Genomic DNA, 26,902 nt, shown 5'->3' with positions numbered 1-26,902 from the left:
CAAAATTTTATAATTTACTATTATCTTATGAAAGCGTATACTTGAATACAGAAAAATATTGGAGGTTGCACAATGAAAATAAATAAAAAGATGATCTTCTTCATTGGTGCTTTAGGTGGTTTATTATACGGTTATGACATGGGGGTTATTTCCGGTGCATTACTTTATTTAAAGGATGACATCCCACTTAACGCATATACTGAAGGGCTTGTTGTTTCATCCATGTTGGTCGGCGCGATTATCGGTGCCGGGTTAAGTGGCCCATTATCTGAAAAATTGGGTCGCCGTCGTTTAGTCTTTATGATCTCTATCGTCTTTATTATCGGTGCATTAATTTTAGCGCTCGCACCAACGATGGAAATTTTAGTTTTAGGTCGTGCTATTATCGGTTTAGCTGTCGGCGGTTCTACTGCGATTGTTCCAGTTTATCTATCTGAGCTTGCACCGACAGACGCACGTGGCTCATTAAGTTCACTCAACCAATTAATGATCACAATCGGTATTTTAGCATCTTACCTTGTGAACTATGCATTTGCACCGATTGAAGGATGGCGTTGGATGCTTGGCTTAGCAGTAGTGCCATCTCTTATTTTGATGATTGGGGTTATTTTCATGCCTGAAAGCCCACGTTGGTTACTTGAAAAACGTGGTGAAAAAGCAGCACGTGACGTCATGAAGTTGACTTACCCAGCTTCGGAAATCGATCATGAAATCGAAAACATGAAGAAAATCAATCAAATTGCTGATAACACTTGGACTGTTCTTAAATCGCCTTGGTTGTTGTCGACAATCATTATCGGTAGTATTTTTGCATTACTCCAACAATTGATTGGGATTAATGCCATTATTTATTACGCACCGAAAATTTTCGCAACAGCGGGTCTAGGTGAATCAACAGCTATTTTAAGTACAGTCGGCATCGGTGTTGTAAATGTGCTTGTAACTATTTTCGCAATTTCAATTATCGACAAAATTGACCGTAAAAAATTACTTGTCATTGGCAACATCGGCATGGTCGCTTCGTTACTGATTATGAGTGCATTAATTTGGCTTATCGGGGTCAATAGTGCCGCTTGGATTATTATGCTTTGTTTAACAACATTCATTATTTTCTTCGGTGTGTCATGGGGCCCTGTATTATGGGTGATGTTACCAGAATTATTCCCAATGCGTGCGCGTGGTGCAGCAACAGGTATTGCAGCACTCGTACTGTCAATTGGTAGTTTACTCGTAGCACAATTTTTCCCAGTGCTTACTGACGTGCTTGAAGTTCAACAAGTCTTTTTAATCTTCGCAGTCATTGGTATCATCGCAATGATTTTCGTTATGAAATTCCTGCCTGAAACACGTGGTCGTAGCCTTGAACAAATCGAACAAGATTTACGTGCACGTACGAATGCGAAAAATATCGAATAAAATATAGTGATAGGGGATGGGACATAAAAAATTTCAAGTCTCAATCCATTCATATATTTTTGACTGATTAAATGATTTTAAAGTAGTTGGAAAATGAAGATGAATGAATAAAACATTGATGCTATTGATTTATTGATTTCATAAACTTGCCCTCAGTTTCGCTGTGTTTAATATAAGATTGCCCAAAAGGCTGAGACTCCTGAGGGATCAGCTGGTCCGGAAAATCTAATTCGGCATCGATCAAGTGTTCATTTCAATCAAGCCGAATTTAGTTGAAGGGCCAGCCCCTAGGAAACGCGAAGCCATGAAGGCAATCTAAAGCCACAAGACATAGGGAGGGCAAGTTTAACAAAAATATTGCATCAATAGCATCAAAAGTTTTCAAGCCCATCCCTCGGTATACACAACAAAATATAGTAAAGGAGCTGAGGAATCTTAATGTCTCAGCTCCTTATCCTACGATTTGTCAAGGGCGTGTTAATTAAAAATGACATTACTGAACTAGACCGTCCAATTTTTACTTTTTTGAATAAGGTGTTATGATGTATATGATTATATGGTTTCGTTAGTGGGGTGCTTTCTGATAATCATATAATTTATCATTGACTATCAAGTAGTGAATGGTCTTTAATAAGCGATTGATACTCGCTATTACGGCAGTCTTGTGGGGTTTCCCATGAGGCTGCTCTCTTAATTTGTAATAATAATCCACAATATGGCTTTGATAATGATTTCTTCCCCTAATAATGTTCATAATGATCAAATACAATAAACGTCTCGCTTTTTTATTTCCTCTTTTGTTGATTGTATCTCTACTTTTTGAAGTTCCTGATTGATAACGTTTAATATCAATACCTACAAATGCATTCAGTTGTTTATTTGTTTTAAAATTTCTAATATCACCAAGCTCCCCAATAAGCAATGCAGCTGTGAGTTCTCCGATGCCAGGAATTGAAATAATGTTTTCAAACTCAGTCGTTTTTTTTGCTAGATCAATCATTTCCTGATCAAATACTTTCTTTTCTTCTATCGCAATAAGCAGTTTGTCACATAGGTATTGGACTTTTTTTATTAGAAAAGAAGACTTGTCCACATTCGGAAAACTATTATTCTTGATCTCAATTAATTTTTGGGCATACTTGTGAGCTTTATTAACTGAAATGCCTTTATCAGTTGAATGAAGCACTTTTTCGACTAATTCATCATCAGACAACATGCTTACATAATCAGGATGAGGAAATGTTTTAGCTATATTTAATGCGATTTTTGAATATCTGTTAGTAAATAACTTTTCTAACCCTGGAAATGTTTGATGTAGTGTTTCGACTAACTCAACTTTGAGACGATTTTGGTTCGTCTCCATTTCTAAGTGAAAGCGTGCACGTTCTCTCAGTTCAAAGTATATCTCTTCAGACTGACGTTGTACCTTTGAATCTTTCATTCTAAAGGCAAGAAGTGCAAGTTTATGTGCGTCTGATTTATCTGTTTTCCATGACCTTAATGAACTCATTTTGAACTTGGCTTCTAGGGGATTCATTTCTAAGTAATCTATTTTGTGAACTGCACAGAAGCGTTTCATGCCCCTTGAATAAATACCTGTTGATTCAAAGAGGATAAATAGGGAATCAAGATGCTTGATATAATTTTCAAGATGACGATAGCCATTTTGATTATTTTGAATGACCAATTCTTTAACCAAAACTTCATCCTTATAATGTGCGACCACACTTTCTGACTTACTTACATCAATGCCTAAACAGTTGATAAAAATCATACCTTTCTTTATTGAATTGAGAAGATTTTAACTTTACTTAGCCTTTTTCATTTCATTTTCCTATACACGGTTTCTAGAACCCAACATACTTCAATCGAATTTCAAAAGGAGAGTAAAGCTGATCAGTTTATTTTACGGATTCAAAGATCCACGGAGCTGCTCGATCTACTTCTCTCTACAACTATAAAAAATAGCTGTGAAGAAATCTATCGTCATAAATTTCTTCACAGCTAATCTTAGTATGTTTTTTTTTATGTTTATGCCCCCTTATCGACCGCATTCAGTACTGCCATGTGTATATTTCAAAATATATTTTAGACATTTACGGCGATTCAATTGATAATTATTCTCATTTATATGATAATAGAAAGCATCAGATTAACTCGAGGGAGCGTAAAAAATGAAAGATGTAACAATTATCGGCGGTGGCCCGGCAGGTTTATATGCGAGTTTTTATGCAGGCCTTAGAGGGATGGACGTACGCATTGTAGATGTCCAACGCGAATTAGGTGGTAAAATGCAAATTTATCCCGAAAAAATCATTTGGGATATTGGCGGTGTGGCACCTCAATCCTGTTATGACATCTTAAAAAATATTATTCAACAAGGCCTTCATTTTAACCCTGAAGTTTTGCTCGAAACGAAAGTCACAAATATTATCAAACATGATGAACATCATTTTGAAGTCATTACAGCTGACGGGCAGTCTTTAACGTCACGGGCCATCATTCTTGCGATAGGCGCTGGCATCATCAAACCGTTACCACTCAAAATTGAAGGTGCAGAACGATTTGAACTAACGAACTTACATTATGTCGTGCAACAATATCAAAAATTCAAAGATAAACACGTTCTTATTTCAGGAGCGGGCAATTCTGCGTTAGACTGGGCACGTGATTTATCCGGTTATGCGAAAAGTGTTAAACTCGTTTATCGCAAAAAAGATATTTCTGGTCATGAAGCGATGCAAAATATTTTGGATACGTTAAATGTCCAAAAGTTTCCGAATAGCAAAATTGTACAGTTGCAGAGTACTGCGGATGACGCGAACAAAATTAACGAAGTCGTCCTTGAAAATAGTGAAACGGGCGAAACAACGCGCCATCGTGTAGATGACGTCATTATTAGTCATGGCTTCGAACGCGAATTGACACTTTTAAACGATTCAGATGTTACAATTCAAACTGTGAACGACGATTATGTGTATGGTGAGAAAAACACATGTACTTCTGTCCCAGGTATTTATGCTTGTGGCGACATTGTCCAACATCCCGCAAAAGTACATTTAATCGCGAGTGCTTTCAGCGATGCGGCTCATGCGGCAAACAGTGCAAAACAATACATTGATCCTTCAGCACCAAAAGAAGGATACGTATCAAGTCATAACGATGTCTTTAAAGAAGCGAATCGTCAATTTTTACCACACTAGATTGAAAGGAACGTGATGTCATGACAATGGAAGTAAAATATGAAATTCCAACCCCAGCCGACTATTGTGAACTCCGTCGTATCGCGGGGCTAAGTGCCAAATCAGAAGCTGCTGCTCTTATTGGATTGCCGAATGCGTGTTTTACAGTGACGCTTTATGACGACCATCAACTGATCGGTATGGGACGTGTCATTGGAGATGGTGCTACCGCATTTCAAATTATCGATATTGCAGTACGTCCAGAATACCAAGGTCAAGGTCACGGCAAAACGATTATGCAACAGATTATGGAGTACATTGAGTCCGTGCGACAACCCGGAACATATGTCAGTCTTATCGCGGAATATCCTGCCGACCAACTTTATGCGCAATTCGGTTTTATCTCAACAGAACCGCATTCAGGTGGGATGTACCGCCACTATCCCGTTGAAAAGTGACACGCATACAAAAAGCCATTCGGAGCTGGGGCATTAAGATTCCTCAGCTCCTTTACTATATTTTGTTGTGTATACCAAGGGATGGGGCTTGAAAAAATTAAGCTTCAAGCCATACATAGATTGCATATTCATTAATGACTTTAAAACGGTCAGAAAATGAGCGTGAATGGGATAAAAATTGATGCTATTGTTTTCTTGATTTCAGAAACTTGCCCTAATCGACTGTATTTGATGTAAGATTGCCCAGAAGGCTGAGACTCCTGAGGGATCAAGCTGGTCCGGAAAATCCACTAACGCCTCTAGAAATGTAACAGTTTAATCAAGCGTTAGTTAGTTGAAGGGCCAGCCCCTAGAACGCGAAGCCATGAAGGCAATCTAAAGCCACAAATCATAGGGAGGGCAAGTTTAACAAAAATATTGCATCAATAGCATCAAAAATTTTTATGCCCCATCCCCGAATGGCTTTTTGTTTTCATCGTTTTATTCAACAGATGTTTCGTCTTTCACTTCATCTTTGGCAACAGCACCATCTCGTGGTGACACTAGAATGGCTTGTCTTAATAAGAAAAATAACAGAATGAATCCGGCCGTTATCGTCACATGCCCAATACCGGCAAATCCTGCAAACGACGCTGGAATCGTACCACCTGAAATTTCCTTAAACCCTTTCATAAACTGCATTGATACCGTCGTCAACACACCCATATTGTAAATAATAAAATACCAGTTAAATAAATAGTAGCTGCTAATCTTGAATAATTTTTCTATCGGAATCAACATTAAAAACATAAACATACCGAGCGTCAATAAGTGTGTATGCATTACGCTCATTTGGGTAGAACCCGTAAATTCATAATGTACTGTTAATTCTCTGTAAGCAAATCCACTCAATAGTCCCAACACGGTATAAGTCATAAATGCATATAAAATACGTCTCATTGTTTTCACGCTCCGTTGTTTTAGTTCCGTTAATGCTCAAACTTGTTGTCATGCGTCGATACAATAAGGAAATTGACGTTCTCCGCCTTTTTCAAACCAGTCGATGCACTATCCATAAAATCATAATGAATGGAAGGTAAAAATGGTGAACCTTCATCTTCTATACTACTGATTATAGCGGTAAGCATAGACATCGTGTCAATAACAATTATTTGTCAGATTTCGTAAAGTTTCGTCGTTTAAACAATGCAACGATTGCTACAATTAAAGCTGCAATACTGATCACCCATAACCATGGCGATACAACTGCTGTCGTTGCCCCCCGCTTCTCCACTATTCGTTGCTGCTCCACCTGTTTTAAGTTCTATCAATGGTGCAGGATTTTCGCTATCTTCGCCCTCTTGTGTCCATTTTACCACTTTGCCATCTTTATAAGTTTGTAGTGCATTCCATTTGAACGTGCCTTCTTTATCCGGGTTAGCTACCATAATCGGGAAATTTTGATACTCATTTTCACCGATGCCATCACCTGTTGCTGTCCAAGTGATTTTCGTAATTTCGCCCGCTTTATTTTTCTCTTGTTGATGTTTAAAGCCCGGCACAGGTTGAATGGCTGACACTGTTACACCTTGAGGCACTTCGAGTTCAACTTTTGTCGTTTGGCTATCACGCTCAACTGGAACACGAACGTTATATTGTTGGAAAGATCCAGGCTCGCTCACTTGTAGATCGAGTTTGACATGGGCTTCAGCTGCAGTCGTTAACGTCGCAAACATCACAATCAACGCAGCGAGACTCATTAAAAATTTAGGCATTTTCATTCTTTTACTCCCTTTCTATCTATAATGGAATTTGACTCATGATGACACCGGCTAAAATTAAAAATAGGCCGACGATCATCTCAATATAAAGTAACGGTTGATGGATTCGACGTTTTTGACGCATCGCCCAAAACGTTTGTAACGCACCTAAAACCATCATCACTATCGTTAACCCAATTTTGGCGAACCACAGACTACTATACATTGATGAAGCCCTTACTATAGTCGACAAGGATGTGACATCAATTGATATTAAAAAGCCTGTCACCACAATCAGTACGACAGCACCCATATTCGTTTTGAACAGTACGTCTTTAATCATTAATACACAAGAATGACATTGTTTCGAAAACAGGTAAGCCGTTAAATAGGCAAAACTGCCGAGCCATGTTGCGATACCAATTAAATGAATCATTCGCAAAACAATAGAGAAAATCGGTACAGATTGTGTCCAAACGTGCCCAGAAATCGCTAAACTAATAAAAATGAGTAGCGGCATGATTTTATACCAAAATGATTCCATATTCCGCAGTGTGAATATACCTAGGACGATGATTAAAATTGTCATGGATAGTATAAACGGAAATTGTATCCAAACAGAGAAATCAAGTTTTAATATCGACGTAATGACTTCTTCTGGTAACGTCATTAAATAAACAATCGCTGCACCAACAGCTGTCATCATTAATAACACGACGGCACTACGGTGATGTGGAATGATATGATATGTAGGTGCTTCTTGACGTGCCATAAACAAATTCACAATGTAAAGGCCTGTTAATATGAGTAAGGCAGATTGTAATAAAAAGCAAACGAGTCCGAACCAGAAAAAGGCATCTGTATAAAATGAACCCGACGTATCAATGACATCTGTCGTTTTCTTACCAACAGAGAAATAATACTGCCCATCGACTTCAGCCCATCAATGGAGATCGTTTCCCATGAGATTTGATATGTCCCTTTCTCAACTTCCGAAGCATCAAAGTTCAGCTTTTGTGATTTTCCAGACTCTTGTGGCTTCAATATCTCTCCTTTATTCCGATAGTTTTTAATGAAATATTATCATTTTTCTTAAGTTTTATTTTGTTTTCACTTTCATTTAAAAAGGCGTAGTGTTTGATAAAAATACAAACACTACACCTCATTCAATTCAAAACAAACTATACATTCACAACTTCTTCTTCTGTTGAGACATCTTCATTTAAACCCACCATGGCTTCAGAAATATTACGTGAGTTATAACCAATACGCTCTAGTACGGCAATAATATCGACATAAAGCAAGCCACCATCAGTCGAACATTCACCACGATTCAAACGTTTAATATGACCTTTACGGAGCTGATGTTCAATGTTAAATGCTTCACGACTCCGCTCAACCACTTCATCCTTCTTCGTTGTATCGTACACATCTAATGTTTCAATCGCTTTCGTAAATGATTCATCCACAAAGCGATACAGTTTATCAATGCCACGTTCAGCATCTTCTGTTAACGTAATCTCTTTCGCTTTTTTACGGTTCACTTGATCAATATATGCTTCGATTAATTCGGATACTTTCAAAATGGAGCGATTCACATCAAACATGACAGCCAATCGTTCAACATCTTTTCGAGTAATATTTTTAGTCGAAATACGCACGAGATAATTGCGTATACTGTCACTAATCGTCACGACAGCTTGATGTTTTTGTTGCACATTTTTAATCATTTTTTTATCCATTTGAGACGGATGGTGCACATCATCAAGCATAGAGCGTACGATATTCCCAACATTTTGTAGCTCTTTTTGTGTCTCTTGTAACGCAACACCCGGTGCATGATACACTAAATCTTTGTTTAAATGTTGCGGTTTATAATCTTCTGTGACGTCTTTACCTGGCACAATTTTCGTGACAATCCAAGCTAAAACGCCGACAAATGGCAATTGAATGAGTGTGTTCGTCACGTTAAAGGCGCCATGTGCAAAGGCAATCGTCATCACGGGTTTTAAATGCCATGCGTCTTGAATTGTCGCTATCAATGGGATGACGACAGGTAAGAGTAACGCAAAAATCAGCACACCGATGACATTAAAAATGACATGAACAAATGCCGCTCGTTTTGCAGCAAGTGAGCCTGCCAAACTTGCTAATATGGCAGTAATGGTCGTTCCGATATTATCACCTAACAGGACCGGAATCGCACCTTGTAAACTGATTAAATCTTGACTATAAAATTCTTGTAAAATCCCAATTGTCGCACTCGAACTTTGTACAAGTGCCGTTAAACCTATTCCAGCTAAAATTCCATAAATCGTATGTGAGGACATATCGAGCATCAACTGTCTAAAGCCTTCCAATTCGGCTAATGGTTTCACTGCACCTCCCATAAACTCCAGACCGAAAAAGAGTGAACCGAAGCCGAATAATACACGTCCGATATTATTGATTTTCGAACGTTTGAAAAAGAAGATAAGAAACGCACCTAATGCTAAAATCGGCATCGCATACTCCCCTAAATCAATACCGATAATAAACGCGGTCACCGTCGTCCCAATGTTGGCACCCATAATGACACCAATTGCTTGTTTCAATGTCATAAAGCCAGCTGTGACCAAACCAATTGTGATGACCGTCGTACCTGAGCTACTTTGAATTAATATTGTCACAATCATCCCTGCTAACACACCGAGTACTGGGTTAGAGGTATATTTATTTAAAATGTTACGCAAACGATCTCCAGCAGAAGCTTGAAGACCATCCCCCATTACTTTCAAACCATACAGGAAAATACCTAAGCCACCTAAAAACGAAAAGATGACTTCAGTTACCGACATTTCCATTTTTCCACCTCAATATAAAGTTTGTAAAAAACATCAAAAAAGACATGAAATAGGTTACTTTTCAATATCTTAGCCATACTATCCAAGTATGATTCACTCTGATTATCTCTTATCTTTGTAAATTTAATGTTAAGATTTCATGAAGATTCGATTTAAATTCATGATTTTTTAAAAAAATAACAACAGATTTAACGTCACATTCCAAATTCTGTATGATTTATGTCACATTAAACACTTAACATTCACGATACAAACTTCACATTTGCATGTGTAGGCCTGCAGCATGGTTCATCTTCTCATAGGTCCATGTGTGAACTGTGCTTCAAATTTCATCAGCATATCCATGACAGATGTAAAATTCTTTACTATAATGAAAAAGACTTTTCAGAAAAGGAAGTTTACTATGACTCAAAATAATGATTATGAACTATTTCTTTTTTATTACGCTTATCAAACATTTACTAAAACAGCTGATGATCTCATCGCTGAATATGATATGAGTCGTCAACACCATCGCTTTCTCTTTTTTATTAATAAACTACCAGGTATTACGACAAAAAAATTGTTGGAGAATCTAGAAATTTCAAAACAAGGCTCACATGCGACACTCAAATTATTAAAAACAAAAGGTTTAATTTATGATGAACCTGATTTAACGGATCGTCGTTTGAAGCGACTTTATCCAACGCCAGAAGGTAAAGCACTTATCAAAAAGTTAAATCGCGCACAAAGTGATTTATTTAATCAAATTAAGTCAGAGTTTGGTGAAGATTGGTATGCGATTATGGAAGGTTTTGCCTCCTATAGACAAGGCTACAAAGACATCAGACATTTAAAACAAGATATAGAAGAAGGTGACGCAACATGATTCGTGCCTATCGTAATGACGCGGACCTCCGTGTAGTAGAAAGTGAAGACTGGGAACATGCACAATGGCTTAATGTCGTCAAACCGACTCAAGATGAAATTCAGCGTCTCATTGATGTGTATGGTTTCCCTCAAGATTTCCTTGAAGATGCTTTAGATAGCGAAGAAAGTTCACGTATTGAGTACGATGATGATAGTGACTATTCATTAATCATTAGTGACTTTCCTATTACTAAATCAGGTCAATACAAGCTTAAAAGTTTTACAACATTGCCGTTAGGTATCATTATCGGTAAAGATATTATTGTGACGGTTTGTGCAAAATCATTTCATTATTTTGATCACTTAATTCAAAAGCCGATTAACTTGAAGTATAAAAGTCAATTTGCCTTGAAAGTGATGTATGATATGGCAGCACAATATAATAGAAGTTTACGCTTACTCAATAAAGAGCGTCGTCAAGTGGAGTATAATTTACAACAACGCGTAACGAACCAACGTTTATTTTTATTAAGTGAAATTGAAAAAAGTCTCGTTTACTTTTTAGGTTCATTAAAAACCAACTCCTCAACGATTCGTCATTTGTTCCGTTTGCCGGCCATTAAACGATTTGATGATGATGAAGAATTGTTGGAAGACTTAAAAAACGAACACCAACAAGCGGTAGAAACGACTGAGCTTTATTTACGTATTGTAGAAAGTATGTCGAATTCCTACGCGTCATTGCTTTCGAATCAGTTGAATACGACGATGAAGACGTTGACGATTTTTACAGTGTTGTTAACGTTGCCGACTTTGGTGTTTAGCTTTTTTGGGATGAATGTACCATTGCCGATCGATACAGAAAGTGGCTTGTCGTGGTTAATTATTATTGTGCTTTCTGCGGTGCTTGTTGTTGTATTGTTTGTCTTTTTATGGCGAAATGATAAGCTTTGATGAGAGGCTTAGCGGTCATTTAATGTATAAAATCACAGGGTTTTAGGTTGTGAACCATCTCTCGCTTTCTTATGGGCTGAGGGGAGGTTGTGACAAAAGCGCTTAGGATTTGAGCGGAACCGAGCGATGAGCAAAATTGATTTCCAAATTTTGCCGAAATCCCGGGAGTTCTGTCGAAAATCCTGCTTTTGAAACACCGTTTATTGATTCCCAGCGCACCCATTCATTATGGCTTTTGGGAGCAGTACAGAAATCTCATGTGCTACAAAGATTTCGTTGTACTGCCCCCGCAAAGCTGACTCGACTTCTCAAAAACGGATGCATTGAGAAGTCAGACAGCTACTGCGTTAAACAGTAGCCACTATTAAACAGTAGAAATCACATTAAGTTGTTATTTTTATCCCTCAGAAGTCTCGGGTGGTTCTTACAACCTTTCATTCCAGGTATTTTCCACACTAAACTACTAGCCAATATCAAAGGTTTTGTCATTACTATATGCCACAAATATCGCTTAAAAGCATTATTCTCGTAATAAACGACTTACTAACATGATAAACTTTACACGCTTAACGTATACAAACAACTGTGCTTTTCTTAGTTATCGTATTTTTTAATGATAGCTCAGTATCCTCAGCTCCTTTACTATATTTTGTTTTGTATACCAAGGGATGGGGCTTGAAAAAATTAAGCTTCAAGCCATACATAGATTGCATATTCATTAATGACTTTAAAACGGTTGGAAAATGAGCGTGAATGAGATAAAAATTGATGCTATTGTTTTCTTAATTTAATAAACTTACCCTAATCGACTGTATTTGATGTAAGATTGCCCAGAAGGCTGAGACTCCTGAGGGATCAAGCTGGTCCGGAAAATCCACTAACGCCTCTAGAAATGTAACAGTTTAATCAAGCGTTAGTTAGTTGAAGGGCCAGCCCCTAGGAAACATATTAAGATAGTAGTGAAGAAATTATGACGATAGTTTCTTCACTACTTATTTTTTATAATAGGTAGTTGAGAGAAGTTAAATCGAGCTTCGCGTGGATTTAAAATTCGTTAGGAAACTGATTGGCTTCACTCCCTTATGAATTTTGTTTCAATATGTAGGCTCTAGAAGTCGTGTAAGAAAATAAAGTGATTAAGGATTAAGGGTGAAGGTTTGCTTATCTCAAGACTTAATTAAGGAGGCATTTTATGCATATTTTTGGTATTGATATCAGTAAAGCATCGGCATTTGTGGCCCATTATGAAGATGAAACATTCGTTAAAGAATTGGACTTATTCTATGATTCAAAGAACTTACTTCAGTTCTACACATATTTAAAATGTTTTGAAGATAAGTTATTGATATTCGAAGCAACAGGTGTTTATTCAACAATTATTCGTCAATTTTGTATCAATCATAATATTAAACATATTTGTATAAACCCCTTAGAAGCACACTTTAAGATGAAGTCATTAAGAAGATATAAGACAGATAAGGTGGATGCACATAAACTCGCTCATTTAGGCTTTACACTAGATGAAAAATACATTATTCATCACACTTCAGATGAAGATATTGAGAGAAAGAGTTACACACGTTTAATCATGCGTATTGAGGACGATTTAACTAAATTAAAAACGAGACTTAAAGAGAGGCTATCTCAAGTATTCCCGTCACTTCAAGACTTAGTGAAGCACAACTATAATATTCCTAACTTAAGGCTTATCAATTTATTTGCACATCCTCAATTCGTCTTAAATTTGACTAAACAACAACTCAAAAAGCTCATTAAGCAGCACAATAACTGCCAAAAGACACATCTTGAAAATCTGACTATCAAGCTTGTTGAATGGGCTCAAAACACATATATTACCGTCCACGAAGAGCACCCACTTGTCGAAGAAATCAAAGATATTACTGAAGATTTAATTCGACTCATTGGTAGAAAAAAGAATTATGTCGCTAAACTCAAAAAATTATGTGCTGATCAAAAATTATATCACGTCTTATTAAGTATCAATGGTGTTGGAGAACAAAATGCGGCTTTACTCACAGGGGAATTAGGGAATATTGATCGCTTTGAGACGAATAAGCAACTCAATGCGTTTGTTGGTATCGATATCGTCAGATATGAATCAGGAACGGTTTATAAAAAAGACCGTATTAATCGGCGTGGCAGTAGTGTAGCACGAAAAATTCTCTATCAAATGGTTGAGCTTTTTATTATGAATCAACACCGTCAGCAGAATCATATTTGCGATTATTACTATAAATTAAAAGAGCCACCTTACAATAAACATCATAAAGTGGCCATGATTGCTTGTGTGAACAAGCTCATTAAAGTTATGCATTACTTAAACACTACAAACTCAAGATATGACTTTGAACGTGCTACAAGGCATTTAAAGGATAACTCAATAAAGCCTTCCTAGGATAACCACTTCCATTAGCCAAGCACTATGCACATCTTGAGTTATATACACAGGAAAATTCTACACTAGTCATACTCGTTATGACTAAATAACTCAAAATTTTCCTACACATTCAGTATAACACCTAGAAAAAATTTTTAAAATTAGCTAGGTGTAGTTCAGTGATGCCAAAATACTAAAAAAACACTTGCAAAACAGTAAGAACGCGAAGCCATGAAGGCAATCTAAAGCCACAAATCATAGGGAGGGCAAGTTTAACAAAAATATTGCATCAATAGCATCAAAAATTTTTATGTCCCATCCCCTTTCATATTTATCCTCTTAATTCCCACGTTTTTTTATTCTGCTAAGCCTTGATACTTCTTCTGTTTCGATAAGATGAATGTAATAACAAAGCTACCGATAAAGGCGATGCACATGCCAATAATATAGTGCGTCCATGAACCGGGTGCAATGGAAATGACACCTGGAATGCCCGCCGCTCCTAATGCCGTTGCTTTCACTTTAAAGAATGAAACATATGCTGAACCTAGCGCTGATCCTGTCATTGCACCGATAAATGGATAGCGTAACTTCAGATTGACCCCAAACATAGCGGGTTCCGTAATACCTAACACTGCTGATACACCAGCTGCTGAAGCGACACCTTTCAATTTTTGATTTTGCTTAATTAAGAAAAATGCGGCCAACGCAGCGGCACCTTGCGCCATGTTCGACATAGCAGCGATTGGGAAAATGAATGAACCACCCGTTTTTGCTGAATCTGCAATGAGTGCCGTTTCAATAGCAATAAAACTGTGATGCATCCCTGTAATCACGATCGGTGCATAGAACAGTCCGAAGAGGAATCCACCAATAGCGCCCCCTGTTTCATACAGCCATGTTAAACCATCTGTAAGCCAAAAACCTGCTGTACGTGTCAATGGTCCTACAAATAAAAATGTCAAAAATGCGGTAATGAGTATCGCAAATAATGGTGTGAGTAAATTATCTAACACAGTCGGCACAACACGACGTAATCCTTTTTCCAACTGCGCTAAAATGTATGTCGCAACTAATGTAGGTAACACTTGTCCTTGGTAACCCACTTGTGCGATGGATAAACCTAATATGTGCCATTGTGGAATTGGATCGCCATTTGTGAGTGCTTCTGGATACGCATACCCGTCCATCAGTGCAGGGTGAACCATAATTGCACCGAGTGCAGCACCTAAAAATGCATTGCCACCAAATCGTTTCGCTGCACTAAATCCAATTAAAATAGGCAATAATGCGAACGGTGCACTTGCAAAAATATTGATCATGCTCGCAAATTCAGCAAAATGCGGATACATTTCGACTACAGATTGTGTTTCACTAAAAATCCCTTTTGCTGTCAAAATATTGTTCAGTCCCATTAACAAACCGCCCGCAACAATGGCCGGAATAATTGGAACGAAGATGTCAGACAACATCTTCACAAAACGTTGTAACGGATGTCCTTTTTTCTTTTGCTTGTTCGCCTCTTGATGTGTAGGTTTGTCAGTGTCACCTTTCATTAAAGACTGCACCGCTTGAAATACTTTATTGACCGTACCTGAACCGATAATAATTTGATATTGACCACTTGTAGAAAATGTCCCTTTAACGACGTCCATTTGATTGAGCGTTTCTTCATCCACTTTACCCTCATCTTTCAATGTGAGGCGTAAACGGGTTGCACAATGCGCCATTTCTTCAATATTTGCTTCTCCACCCACTGCTTTTAAAATCGTTTCTGCTTCTTTTTGATAGGCCATAACATCACTCCTTAAGTTATCTTGCATGCTTAAATACGTTTCAAAAACAATGCAAGGCTTCAAAATGACCTATTCAATGCTTTCGAAACTTTTTGGAACCGGTACCAAAAATGATCATCTTCATTGTATTCGTTTTCAAACGGATAATCAATACCTATTCAAAAATTCTCTGTTACTTCTCAAGAATGATGTATCCATCAAGGGTGTCGCTTTGCTAAGAATATGTTATAGTAATGTTACTTTAAAACCTATCTGGTATTGGCGTTACTTTCTCTCCAAAGTGTTTCATATTCTATTTTTGCGTTTTTAACTTTTCAAACATATTTCATAGTACAATACCGTTCCCAATCGTCCCCAAATTGTTTACCACGTTTTTTCACTGCAATATATCTTTTTTTAAAGAATATTGTTTTCTATACACTTTTTAAAACCTTTAATATGTCATTATTTTTTCACTTTAAGTCTTTCTTTTCACAATATTGTAAATCTTATTGTGGTCTAACAATCAATAATTCTATAATAATGTTGATTTATTAAGTCATTTCAATGCTGTTGAAAAATACTGAATTTGAGAGAGGTCCATTATGCAAGGCATCACTATTGAATTAATGAAACAGTACACATCTAGTGCATATCGTGTATTTAATCGCATAGAATTATTCGTTTCATTTGAAGGCGTCCTGACACTCGAGCTCAACGGTAAAAAGAGTCAGTTTAATCATCAAGTTGCAATCATTAACCATAATGACATTGTTAAAGTTAAAGATGCACAAGCTGTTGCAAAAATCTCTATTCCATTACACTACTTCTCAGAATATCAGCCACATTATTTATTAGGATTTTTCAATCAAGAAAAGTTATCGTCTCACAATACAATCACCACACAAATAAAAAAAGTGATTACCGAAAATAATGCGGACCAATATTTCGAACGCTTCAAACCGATTATCGAAATGTTAGTCAATGAATGTTTTATCGATACAGGGTCAGTTCATGTGCCACGGGTTCAAGTGAAAAGTATCTTATTTAACAACATCATGGATTATGTTCACCAACGACCCCTTTCCCGATTATCTTTGCCAGAGTTAAGTGAGCATTTTTTTGTTACCGAATCATACATCTCAACATTGTTTAACAGATATTTAAATTATACGTTCAAAAAGTACTTTGTTTCACTGAAAATTGGCTTATCTATGTATCACTTACTGCACACGAATGAATCGATTAATCAGATTGCACTATACTATCAATTTAGTAGCTACAATCATTATTCTAAACAATTCAAGCGTTTCATTGGCGTTAGTCCGATTGCGTTTCGAAAGCAGCATCAAAAACAAGTCATTCAGATCGATGTGCTGCCGTTTGATTATCACTATTTTGAAGGTCATTTACTCGATGATCACGAAAAATTTAATGCCAATCAGTCGTTAAGCATTTATTTAAATCAAGCCCAACAAACGCGCTGGCTCCCGTCTAAACGGTTACTACTTGAAGTGCAGAACATGCGCGAAATGATACAGGTTTTCAATTCAACCGCTCACGTCCATGCTGATCAAAATGCAGTGCCTATCTCACTGTACTTCAACGCAACATCATGGGGGAATATCACGTTTGATAACTTGGATGAGGTCGAATGTTTAAGCCAGTTAGTGCACCATCATCAATATGGCATTGCCTATCGTATTTCATCTATGCAAAATTATGAAAAGTTTAAATTGCACTTTTTACAACCGTTATTACAAGTGCTGCGTCAATCTGCTGTTGATTTTGAGCTATCACAGTTGCATTTCAATCTCGTATTAGATGATGCGACACTTTTAGCACGTGACATCAAATTTATCGTTCAAGAGATGCATACGTTACTCGATAATTGCGAATTCACTTTACTCATATACATACCCATACCACAACGTACGTTACAACATGATACGGATTTTGATTACTATATGGTGGATATGGCAATGGTGAAGAGTACTACGCAACCCACAGCTTCATCATTAAAACTGACGCATCCTTTCCATCGACAACTTAAAGAGTGGCTAGAAGATTACAACTTGAATCAACGCCCTATTTTATTATCCGGTGTCGATGAATGGTTATATGTGCAACAAGAAGAGAAAGTACACCCGAGAGAATGGTTGGAAATTTGGTTGAATATGCATCATACCGTCCAAGGTTTAACTTTACCGCTCATTTGTCACCAACCAGAAATGCACGGTTATTTCGATAGACTTGGCCATCAAACCGCACTTCAACACGTATTTCATTTAATGCAACCTTTCAATCATTCGCATAGTGTCGTGGGACGTTCCTATGTCGTTCACGAATCGCCATTGGCCTATGATATTTTGTTGTTTCACCCGTACCAAGTCCAAAACGACCAGAAAGAATTGACGTATGAGCTTTATGGTACTTTAAAGTTACATCAACATTTAGTGGCAGAATATACGTATCATCCAAAATACAGTAACATCGATGATATCCTGGCAAGAAATGCAAAAGATTATTACCTGCCTCCACAGTTTATCTCAACCATTCATGCAGCGAATCAATTATTATTTCATGTGCAGCTCCATCATTTTGGCGAGACCCGTTATCAAACGACACTGCCTGTGGGTCACATCAAATTGATTCATATTGCGAAAAGTCAAGCACAGCAACATTCAGATATATTGTAATCGTTTGCTGAGGAAAACATGCATACCATCAAAAATAAGGGTTAGGACAAGGTATGCACCTCGTCTTAACCCTTACTTTTATCGCTTATTCATCTTCAATATATTTATTTTGAGCGGCAATCATACCTGCACAGAAGACAGCTATGACCATCATTAAAAACAACACAATAGCGACCGTCCAATTGTTCAACAGATCATGTGCCATACCGAGTAGAAAAGGTCCTATCGCCGCGACCCAATAACCGACCGACTGACCAAAACCTGATAAAGCCATACTGCCAGCTGTTGTTTTTGAACGAATCGAAAACATCGTCATACATAAACTAAAGCATGCACCAATGCCCATACCCGTTAAAATCATCGCCACAAGTAATATCCAAGTATTGTTGAAAAACAGCAATACAAATCCTATACTCATCAGTACTGCAACTATACTGATTAAACTTCTTTGTGTCGACATATTTGCGGCAATAATCGGAAATGTAAACGTCATCGGTAATTGCGCAAATTGATTCAACATTAAGAAGTACCCCGCCATTTCTGGTCCAATGCCTTTACTCACCAAAATTGACGGATACCAAGCAACGATACTATAAAACATCATAGATTGGAACGCCATCGTGAGTGCTACTGCCCATGCAATTTTTGAACGATAAATCGGCTTTCTCAATCCCTCATGTTGTTGTGAAGTTAAATAAGACGCTTGTTTCAGTTGAGGTAACCATATTACCAATGCAATCACTGCAAAAGCGACCCAAAAGACGAGTGAAAAGCGATATGATAACGATGTCACAGTCGACAGTGGATAACTTAATCCCCCACCTAACCCTGCTGTAAAGTTCATCGTTGCACTATAAATCCCTGTAATTAAACCAATTTGTGTCGGGAAAGCCCATTTCGCATAGGCCGGCAACGTGACATTGGCCAGCGCAATCGATACGCCGAGGAATACTGTCCCAATGTAAAATGCTGGCGTCCCTCCTAATATTCGAATGAGCAGTGCGGCTATCGTTAACAGTAAAGTTAAAAATAAAAAGCGTGACATCGAAATTTTTGAAAGCATACGCGATACAAATGGTGATACGATACCAAAAATAATGAGTGGAATCGTCGTAATCAAACCTGCAATCCCGTTGTTAATATGTAAATCTGTTTTAATTTGTTGGATGACTGGTCCCACGGCTGTGAGTGGCGCACGCAATGTGGCCGCAATTAAAATAATACCGAAGACGAGTAGCCATTGATCTTGAATTTTTTGCTGTCCATTGAACTCAGACATATTGTCGTCCCTCCACCTCTTGCCGCATGGAAGCGATAATTTCTAATATAGACACTATACCACAACGCCATTCATGACTTGTGAAAAAATTGAAGATGCTATGCGTTATCTTACGTACAGATTTTCATAAACTTGTTCACTATGCATATGTTTTACGAAAACAAAGTCTATAGCACTAACGTCACATGTACATTAAATATTTTACTTTCCGAAAGTGTTTTCATTCGATACAATAAGAAGTGACTTATTATGAAGTCGCAATTAAATTTTTCAAAGGAGACACATCAATGAAAGAAAAACAAACGATAGGTATCGTGTTGATCGTGGCTATGTTGGTCGTTACAGTAGGCGTTGTTGTAGTGATGATGCTTGCAGGACAAAAGGAAACTTATTACGGTTATATGAAAGATGATACGACTGCTGAAAAAGTGGTGAGTGCGTCTGAGAAAACTGTGGAAGAAAATGTGAAGATTCCGACTGATGATGATTTCAGACCTGAAAAGGGTGATTTTGTGAAGCTTGTGGCGAAAAAAGATGAGCCGCATGTATATATTAAGAAGAAGGTTGTGTCACATGATGATGTGCCGCATGGGTTGATGATGAAAATTCACGACATGCATTAGTAGTTTTAAACAAAAAGACTTATGTATCGTTTTTTCACATAGGTCATACATCATTTTTAAAGATAAACTTACAGATTGCGACACCATCCCTCGCGTTCCTAGGGGACTTGCCTCAACTAAATTTGGCTTGATTAGAAGTGTTCACTTGATGGAAGCCAAATTGGATTTTCGGCTGCGTCTGATCCCTCAGGAGTCTCGGGTGGTTTTGCAATCTGTTTTTTTATTCTACTCAAAATGTGATTCAACATAAAAAAACGATATAAGCCTTTTCTATTAAATGTTAATGCGTTCTAATTTCTTCAATGATAAACGGCAATCACCATGAAACACAATGAATTAATACTGCTGTCTTTTTTTTTAATACTCTCTTAAATACTTTGCGTTTCTGAACTACTATAATTACGAACTCTTATATTCTCGTTCAATAAGGCTTTTTATGACGTCAGCTTCGTTCTGTAATCTTTTTTGTCCCTTCTGTCTCAAAGTTCTATAAACATTTCGACCACATTCAAGTCAACTTCACTCATACATCTTCTTTTAACTCTAATCAATATCGTCAGCACTCTTTATGTGTTCTCATGCTTTTTCTTATCTCTATTCATTTTTTTGTTAGACTTCCTGGGTGGTTTTGCAATCTGTTTTTTTATCCCTCAATCTGTACGATGCTGTTATTTGTTTTGGACGACGGAGATGACGACAACCATCATTATGATGCAAGCGACGCCGATGAGTTGCCATAATCCGAATGTGGTATGTAACCAAACGACGGATGTTAAGAGTGCTGTTAAAGGTTCGAGTGTGCCTAATAGTCCTGATTCATGTGGATGTAAGTATCGTAAACTATCGATATAAAACCAAAATGCGAGCATCGTTCCAAAAATAATGGCAAATCCAAAATAGAGATACGTGGCTAACGTCCAAGTTGCGAAGTCCATTTGCCACGGTGGATGTACGAAGCTTAATGCACAACCTCCAATGAACATGGCCCAACCGACGACAGTTAGCGAACTCCATCGTGCTAATAATTTCACTGGATATATGGTATAAAAAGCGAGTGCGATGGCTGACAGTAATCCCCATACAATCGTTAATTTCGGTACTTGTAGATTTTGAATATCACCATTAGTCAATAATAAAAATGTACCAGTTAACGCAAAGAATACCGCAACGATTTCTTTCGCGCCTATTTTTGTAACTTTCTTGAATACGAGATAAAATATAATAAAAATGAGACCGAGGTATTGTAACAATGTCGCGACTGCTGCATTCCCATAGCTGATCGTAACCATAAAAGTATATTGTACGGTCAGCATGCCGAGTAAGCCGTAAATTAAAATTTGTGCTGTGGATCGTTTATCGCGCCAAATGTGAAAGACTTTCGGACCTTCTGAAATAAAAGCAATACCGAGTAATAACAGCCCCGAGAGCATGAGTCGCACGGCTACAAACCATGTGACATCGACATTTGCATGTTGGAAAAGCCATTGCGAGACTGTTCCACCTACACCCCAAAATGAAGCGCCAATGATGACTAATAAATAACCTAACCACCTTTTTTGATGTTGATGTGTCATGGAAAGCCTCCTCTGCTGTCTTTATAGTTTTGTTTAATCTATCATGACTCCCATGTGAAGACAATATCTTTTTGTTCCTTTAATTCATTTTTTCGTTCCACATAAAAAGCAGAACGCCACTGCTCAGTTGAACAAGTGGTATTCTGCTTGAATCGTCATTTTAAATTTTACCAAATGATTTCGTCGACTACTTCATCATTTAATGCACGAATAATTTCAGTGACTAATTTAACGACAGCTTGATAATCTTTGCGACTCAGAATTGATACATTTGAATGCATGTAACGTAATGGCAGTGACAATGCGATAGAAGGAATACCGTCTAATGCTGTATGGAAACTTCCGGCATCTGTACCGCCACCTGGAATGGAATCCCATTGCAAGTCGATACCATTGGCTTGAGCTACCTTTTTCACGTGGCGAATTAAACCGACATGACCAATGTTTGTCGCATCTAAATTTAATACGATCGGTCCATTCCCTACTTTCGTTTCTCCATTACTTTCTAATCCTGGTGTATCATAAGCAACACCGACGTCTACCGCAATGGCTAAATCAGGTTTTACTTTATGTGCAGCCACTTTCGCGCCACGTAAGCCTACCTCTTCTTGTACATTCGCACCCGCCACTAAATTCACGTTGATGTCCTCATCTTTAAGCTCGTCCATCACGTCGACAGCAACGGCACAGCCAAAGCGGTTATCAAATGCTTTCGCGGTCATGTAATCCTCATTTAATAACGTCTCAAATTCAGAATATGGCGTAATCATATTGCCAATTTCAATGCCTGCCGCTTCAACTTCGGCTTTATCTTTTGCGCCGACATCGATAAACATGTTTTTCATCTCAACTGGGCGCTTACGTTCTTCAGGCGTGAGGACATGAGGTGGCTTCGAACCGATAATGCCGCGAATTTGACGGCCTTCATCTGTCGTAATCGTTACCTTTTGCGATAACATGACTTGATTCCACCAACTTCCGACTTGTGTAAAACGAATAAAGCCGTTGTCATCTATTTTCGTAATCATAAAGCCAATCTCATCCAGATGACCGGCAATCATAATGGTACGTTGCCCTGATTTCGAGTGCTTTTTACCGAAAACACCCCCTAAATTGTCATAAATCATTTCGTCGCTATTCGGTTCTAAAAGGTCGTTCATTACCTTTTTAACGTTGTATTCATGTCCAGCAATCCCGTTAAGGTCTGTTAATTGTTGGAGTAATGCTTTTGTATCTTTCATTATTCATTGTCCCCCTTTATAAGATGTGTCCTACTTATCATACCAAAAATTCTGAATCATGTACTTGCTGATGAATTGATTGGTCATTGCATCTTGTCTTGCACAAAGTTTATACTAGTATTATCTAAATTTTAGTCAATCCAATGACATGCTTTGATACAACTTCAAGGGGGATTTCAAATGGTCAATAAAGTCGCACTCATCGGTTTAGGACGCGTAGGCAGTCAGATTTTAACAGATATTCAGTATGCAGGTCTGTTTCAAGAAATTATTTTAATCGATACAGATCTTGACCGTGTAGAAGGTGAAGCGCTCGATCATGTGCATTTTCAAGGGTTAAGCGGAACACATCATACACGTATTAAAGTCGGTACATACGAGATGTTAGCAGATGTTGATTTAATCATTATTTCTGCCAGCATTCCTTCTAATGCAGATATGGCGGATCGTACGAAACTCACAGCACACAATACGAAAATCATTCAAGAGATAATGGCACAAATTACTGCCGTGACGACATCGCCACATATCATGATGATTTCAAATCCAGTAGATACGATGACTTATATTGCTGAAACACAGTTCAACTATCCACATCACAAAATCATGGGAACAGGCACCATGTTAGAGTCAACACGTTTTCGCACATTGATTGCCGATCATTATCACGTTGATCCAAAAAGTGTCGAGGCGTTTGTGATTGGTGAACACGGTAAGACGACTGTGCCTGTATGGAGTCGTGTCCGTATTGCCGGCATGGCGTTAGACGAATATGAACAACTGAGCGGGGCGACACCCATTTCGAAACAAGGGATTCGCGATCAAATCGATAAAGTTTCTTTTGATGTGATGCGTAAAAAAGGTTGGACGAATTCAGCTATTTCACGCGTTGCTGTCGATTTAGCAGAAGCGCTCTTTTATGATGAAAATCGCATTTTACCGATTTCAACTGTCCATCAAAATGTATATAATTATACGAATGTGGCTTTTAGCTTGCCGACACGTGTGAATCGCGATGGCCACCATGAAATATTCCCGATTCAATTAGATGAGTCAGAAAAAGCAGCACTCGATCAATCAGTGGCCTACATTCAACAAGCAATCGCAACAGCAGAATCTGTGAAGTAGCATGAGCATCGCACTTAATATAAGGCACAGCGCCATTTTTTGCCGTTGCATAAAAAGGAGCTGGGGCATTAAGATTCCTCAGCTCCTTTACTATATTTTGTTGTGTATACCAAGGGATGGGGCTTGAAAAAATTAAGCTTCAAGCCATACATAGATTGCATATTCATTAATGACTTTAAAACGGTCAGAAAATGAGCGTGAATGGGATAAAAATTGATGCTATTGTTTTCTTGATTTCAGAAACTTGCCCTAATCGACTGTATTTGATGTAAGATTGCCCAGAAGGCTGAGACTCCTGAGGGATCAAGCTGGTCCGGAAAATCCACTAACGCCTCTAGAAATGTAACAGTTTAATCAAGCGTTAGTTAGTTGAAGGGCCAGCCCCTAGGAACGCGAAGCCATGAAGGCAATCTAAAGCCACAAATCATAGGGAGGACAAGTTAATCGAAATATTGCATCAATAGCATCAAAAATTTTTATGTCTCATCCCCTTTCATCATCTTATACACATCATCAAGCGAGAACATGTTCGCAATCGTAAAACTTTAAAGCTGGTATGCCCACTTAAAAAGAACAATTACTTCAACTTATAATCTTCATCAAAGAAACTATATTTCGCTTTTTTATCATGTTTTTTTGTTTCTGTATTAAAGCCTTGTAAGAAAAATCCACGTTTCATATGAATCGGCTGTGCGATGTATGTATTTTTTTCATCGCCTTTGATTGTTAACTCTTTATAAAAAATCCCTTTTCTCGGGTCGTACTCATCTTTTTCCTCAATGACTTTATCTTTCAAATGGTTTTCAGTTAAATATTGATCAATCATCTTTAAATTTTGGCTTTTCTGGTACCCTTTAAACGCAAAAAATGCACCGGCAACAACGATAAAAATAATGATGAGTGACAAAATAATACCGATTATTTTTTTTAACATGTCATATGCCCCCACTTTGTACTATCTTATTTTACTATCTTAACACAAATTAGTTTGAGACATCTAAGAGAACTTTCGCCGTCACATAAACGTCATAAAGTCATTGGATGTCATTGGCAAATGATACAAAAACGCTTACAATGAGATTGTATGCTAGAAGCGTTACACAAAGGAGAAGATAGCATGAAAACACAATGGCAAACAGCAACAGAAAGAGCATTACTGTTAAAGCAACTCGTTGCACATCAAAGTGTGACGCATTCTGAAGGTGAACAATCGTTTCCTTATTTAGTGAAAGACCAATTGATGTCTCTCGATTATTTCAAAGCACGGCCAGAGCAGATCCATCTCGTACCGACAGATGATGGTCGACATGCGGTAGTCGCTTTATATCAAGGGGCAACATCTCACAAAGCCATCACATGTATCAGTCATTTCGATACTGTGGGCGTTGAAGATTATGGTTTGTACCAATCTGAAGCTTTTGATATGGATGCCCTCACAGCAACTTTTCAAGCACATGTTGAGGATTTTGATCATGAAGTCCAAGCGGATATTCTGTCCGGTCAATATTTATTTGGACGCGGCAGTATGGATATGAAACCGGGTCTCATGTTACATATGTCACTCATTGAAAAAGCCATCATCGAACAGTGGGATATCAACCTCATTTTGATCACTGTGCCTGACGAAGAAGTCACTTCAAAAGGAATGCACGCCGCAGTGGCTTACTTAGATGAACTCTGTCAGCAACATCAGTTCGACATCGTCTTACATTTAAATAGTGAGCCGACATTTCAACAACAAGGCAATGACATCCATTATTTTTATAGTGGTTCGATTGGTAAAATTATGCCAGGCGTTTTTGTTCATGGGCGCGAAACACACGTTGGTACACCTGCACTCGGTTTAAGTTCGAATTTTGTCATGAGTTATATCCTTCAAGAAATTGAATATAGTACTCGTTTTAAAGAAACATTTGAAGGTGAAGTGACGCCTTTTCCTGTCACATTAAAAATGAATGATATGAAGCACCACTACGATGTCCAAACACCATTTCGTACAGTCGCTTTGTTTAATCTTTTTTTATTCAAACAGAACGCAAATGATGTTTTCCAACAATTTAATGCGGCGGTCAAGGAAGGAATGAACAAAGCTTGGGAGGCTTATCAACAGCGAATGAAAGATGAAGATGTTGCACCAATGCCTCAATTGCAGTTGATGACTTATCAAGAGTTATATCAATATGCGTGTCAACATCATGGTAAGCGTGCGGTTCAGCATATGCTAGATCAAGCCATTCAAAACGAACAAGAGCCGCATGCACAGTCTATTATGATTATTGATGCGCTCATTCGCCTTTGTAAATCACTTGGCCCTGTCGTTATTACTTTCTTTGCACCACCGTATTATCCAGCAACGAATGCATCGTTTCATCCTTTAGTTGAAGCAATCAAACAAACGATTACAGACACTGCCAAACAACAATGCAATCGTGTATCGAAACGTATTCATTATTTTAATGGTATTAGTGATTTAAGTTACGTTGCTCCGTCTCCAAATGGTTCAGGATTCGATGCATTTCGCGATCACACCCCTGTATTTGGCCAGACGTACCAGATTCCATTTGAAGCGATTGAGCGGATTCAAGCCCCCTTCTTAAATTGCGGCCCTATGGGGAAAGATGCTCATAAAGTGACAGAACGCGTGCATCAACAGAGTGCCTTTGAAGAATTACCTATCCTCTTAGAAACGATTATTCAAACACACTTTTTGAATAACACAAACTATGTAGATGGTATCTCTTAAA

20 protein-coding genes are annotated in these 26,902 nt (G+C 37.9%); 10 read left to right on the top strand and 10 right to left on the bottom strand.

The features are described 5' to 3' along the window. Positions 1-72: 72 nt before the first annotated feature. On the top strand, positions 73-1,416 hold the full coding sequence (glcP, locus tag EL101_RS02470) for a glucose transporter GlcP (RefSeq protein ID WP_096597115.1): 1,344 nt from the start codon (positions 73-75) through the stop codon (positions 1,414-1,416). 565 nt (positions 1,417-1,981) lie between these two features. Here glcP and EL101_RS02465 read toward each other — a convergent pair. Next, the gene (locus EL101_RS02465; RefSeq protein WP_338419000.1) at positions 1,982-3,181 is read right to left on the bottom strand and encodes an IS110 family RNA-guided transposase; all 1,200 of its coding nucleotides are present in this window, start codon (positions 3,179-3,181) and stop codon (positions 1,982-1,984) included. 409 nt (positions 3,182-3,590) lie between these two features. Between EL101_RS02465 and EL101_RS02460 the strand changes: the two genes are divergently transcribed. Both EL101_RS02460 and EL101_RS02455 read left to right on the top strand, forming a co-directional pair. Further along, the gene (locus EL101_RS02460) at positions 3,591-4,619 is read left to right on the top strand and encodes an NAD(P)/FAD-dependent oxidoreductase (RefSeq protein WP_096598701.1); all 1,029 of its coding nucleotides are present in this window, start codon (positions 3,591-3,593) and stop codon (positions 4,617-4,619) included. A gap of 20 nt (positions 4,620-4,639) precedes the next feature. Next, the gene (locus EL101_RS02455; protein WP_096598699.1) at positions 4,640-5,056 is read left to right on the top strand and encodes a GNAT family N-acetyltransferase; all 417 of its coding nucleotides are present in this window, start codon (positions 4,640-4,642) and stop codon (positions 5,054-5,056) included. Between the two features lie 480 nt (positions 5,057-5,536). On the opposite strand, the gene EL101_RS02450 is transcribed toward EL101_RS02455, so the two are convergent. The 4 genes from EL101_RS02450 to EL101_RS02435 all read right to left on the bottom strand — a co-directional run bounded on the left by EL101_RS02450 (position 5,537) and on the right by EL101_RS02435 (position 9,632). Then, positions 5,537-5,995 (bottom strand): DUF2871 domain-containing protein, encoded by a 459-nt coding sequence (locus EL101_RS02450; protein WP_096598697.1) that lies wholly within the window; start codon positions 5,993-5,995, stop codon positions 5,537-5,539. A gap of 239 nt (positions 5,996-6,234) precedes the next feature. Continuing rightward, on the bottom strand, positions 6,235-6,816 hold the full coding sequence (locus EL101_RS02445) for a YcnI family copper-binding membrane protein (protein WP_240622776.1): 582 nt from the start codon (positions 6,814-6,816) through the stop codon (positions 6,235-6,237). A gap of 19 nt (positions 6,817-6,835) precedes the next feature. Next, a complete protein-coding gene (locus EL101_RS02440) occupies positions 6,836-7,567 on the bottom strand; it encodes a hypothetical protein (protein ID WP_240622775.1) in 732 nt (243 codons plus the stop codon). A gap of 409 nt (positions 7,568-7,976) precedes the next feature. After that, entirely contained in the window at positions 7,977-9,632 is a 1,656-nt protein-coding gene (locus EL101_RS02435; RefSeq protein WP_096598703.1) for a Na/Pi cotransporter family protein, read from the bottom strand. A gap of 409 nt (positions 9,633-10,041) precedes the next feature. On the opposite strand from EL101_RS02435, the gene EL101_RS02430 reads away from it, so the two are divergent. The 3 genes from EL101_RS02430 to EL101_RS02420 all read left to right on the top strand — a co-directional run bounded on the left by EL101_RS02430 (position 10,042) and on the right by EL101_RS02420 (position 13,857). Then, a complete protein-coding gene (locus EL101_RS02430; protein ID WP_096598695.1) occupies positions 10,042-10,506 on the top strand; it encodes a MarR family winged helix-turn-helix transcriptional regulator in 465 nt (154 codons plus the stop codon). Further along, on the top strand, positions 10,503-11,441 hold the full coding sequence (locus EL101_RS02425) for a magnesium transporter CorA family protein (protein WP_096555373.1): 939 nt from the start codon (positions 10,503-10,505) through the stop codon (positions 11,439-11,441). Before EL101_RS02430 ends, EL101_RS02425 begins: the two co-directional genes overlap by 4 nt. 1,192 nt (positions 11,442-12,633) lie before the next feature. Continuing rightward, positions 12,634-13,857, top strand: coding sequence for an IS110 family RNA-guided transposase (locus EL101_RS02420; protein WP_096598797.1), 1,224 nt, complete (start codon positions 12,634-12,636; stop codon positions 13,855-13,857). 338 nt (positions 13,858-14,195) lie between these two features. Here EL101_RS02420 and EL101_RS02415 read toward each other — a convergent pair whose 3' ends face one another. Further along, positions 14,196-15,635 carry a sucrose-specific PTS transporter subunit IIBC gene (locus tag EL101_RS02415; protein WP_096598746.1) on the bottom strand — a complete coding sequence of 480 codons (1,440 nt, stop codon included), beginning with the start codon at positions 15,633-15,635 and terminating at the stop codon, positions 14,196-14,198. A 584-nt stretch (positions 15,636-16,219) separates the two neighbouring features. On the opposite strand from EL101_RS02415, the gene EL101_RS02410 reads away from it, so the two are divergent. Continuing rightward, positions 16,220-18,313 carry a helix-turn-helix domain-containing protein gene (locus EL101_RS02410; RefSeq protein WP_096598744.1) on the top strand — a complete coding sequence of 698 codons (2,094 nt, stop codon included), beginning with the start codon at positions 16,220-16,222 and terminating at the stop codon, positions 18,311-18,313. A gap of 85 nt (positions 18,314-18,398) precedes the next feature. Here the strand turns inward: EL101_RS02410 and EL101_RS02405 are convergent, their stop codons facing one another. After that, positions 18,399-19,592, bottom strand: a complete 1,194-nt coding sequence (locus tag EL101_RS02405; protein ID WP_096598743.1) for a CynX/NimT family MFS transporter — start codon at positions 19,590-19,592, stop codon at positions 18,399-18,401. 287 nt (positions 19,593-19,879) lie between these two features. On the opposite strand from EL101_RS02405, the gene EL101_RS02400 reads away from it, so the two are divergent. Beyond that, positions 19,880-20,215, top strand: a complete 336-nt coding sequence (locus EL101_RS02400) for a DUF4889 domain-containing protein (RefSeq protein ID WP_096590999.1) — start codon at positions 19,880-19,882, stop codon at positions 20,213-20,215. A gap of 668 nt (positions 20,216-20,883) precedes the next feature. Here EL101_RS02400 and EL101_RS02395 read toward each other — a convergent pair. Both EL101_RS02395 and EL101_RS02390 read right to left on the bottom strand, forming a co-directional pair. After that, complete coding sequence (locus EL101_RS02395) at positions 20,884-21,789, bottom strand: DMT family transporter (protein ID WP_096598741.1); 906 nt, start codon at positions 21,787-21,789, stop codon at positions 20,884-20,886. A 167-nt stretch (positions 21,790-21,956) separates the two neighbouring features. Beyond that, positions 21,957-23,030 (bottom strand): M42 family metallopeptidase, encoded by a 1,074-nt coding sequence (locus tag EL101_RS02390; protein ID WP_096598739.1) that lies wholly within the window; start codon positions 23,028-23,030, stop codon positions 21,957-21,959. Positions 23,031-23,210: 180 nt separating this feature from the next. On the opposite strand from EL101_RS02390, the gene EL101_RS02385 reads away from it, so the two are divergent. Further along, entirely contained in the window at positions 23,211-24,158 is a 948-nt protein-coding gene (locus EL101_RS02385; RefSeq protein ID WP_096598737.1) for a lactate/malate family dehydrogenase, read from the top strand. A gap of 577 nt (positions 24,159-24,735) precedes the next feature. On the opposite strand, the gene EL101_RS02380 is transcribed toward EL101_RS02385, so the two are convergent. Further along, positions 24,736-25,092 (bottom strand): DUF3139 domain-containing protein, encoded by a 357-nt coding sequence (locus EL101_RS02380; RefSeq protein ID WP_096543203.1) that lies wholly within the window; start codon positions 25,090-25,092, stop codon positions 24,736-24,738. Between the two features lie 183 nt (positions 25,093-25,275). Between EL101_RS02380 and EL101_RS02375 the strand changes: the two genes are divergently transcribed. After that, a complete protein-coding gene (locus EL101_RS02375; RefSeq protein ID WP_096598693.1) occupies positions 25,276-26,901 on the top strand; it encodes a M20 family metallopeptidase in 1,626 nt (541 codons plus the stop codon). The last annotated feature ends 1 nt before the right edge of the window (position 26,902 follow it).

Origin of the sequence: Staphylococcus delphini (genome assembly GCF_900636325.1) — a bacterium.
In the GTDB taxonomy this organism is placed as follows: domain Bacteria; phylum Bacillota; class Bacilli; order Staphylococcales; family Staphylococcaceae; genus Staphylococcus; species Staphylococcus delphini.
Note: the sequence above shows the minus strand (reverse complement) of the source record. Positions and strands in the feature narration are given on the sequence as shown.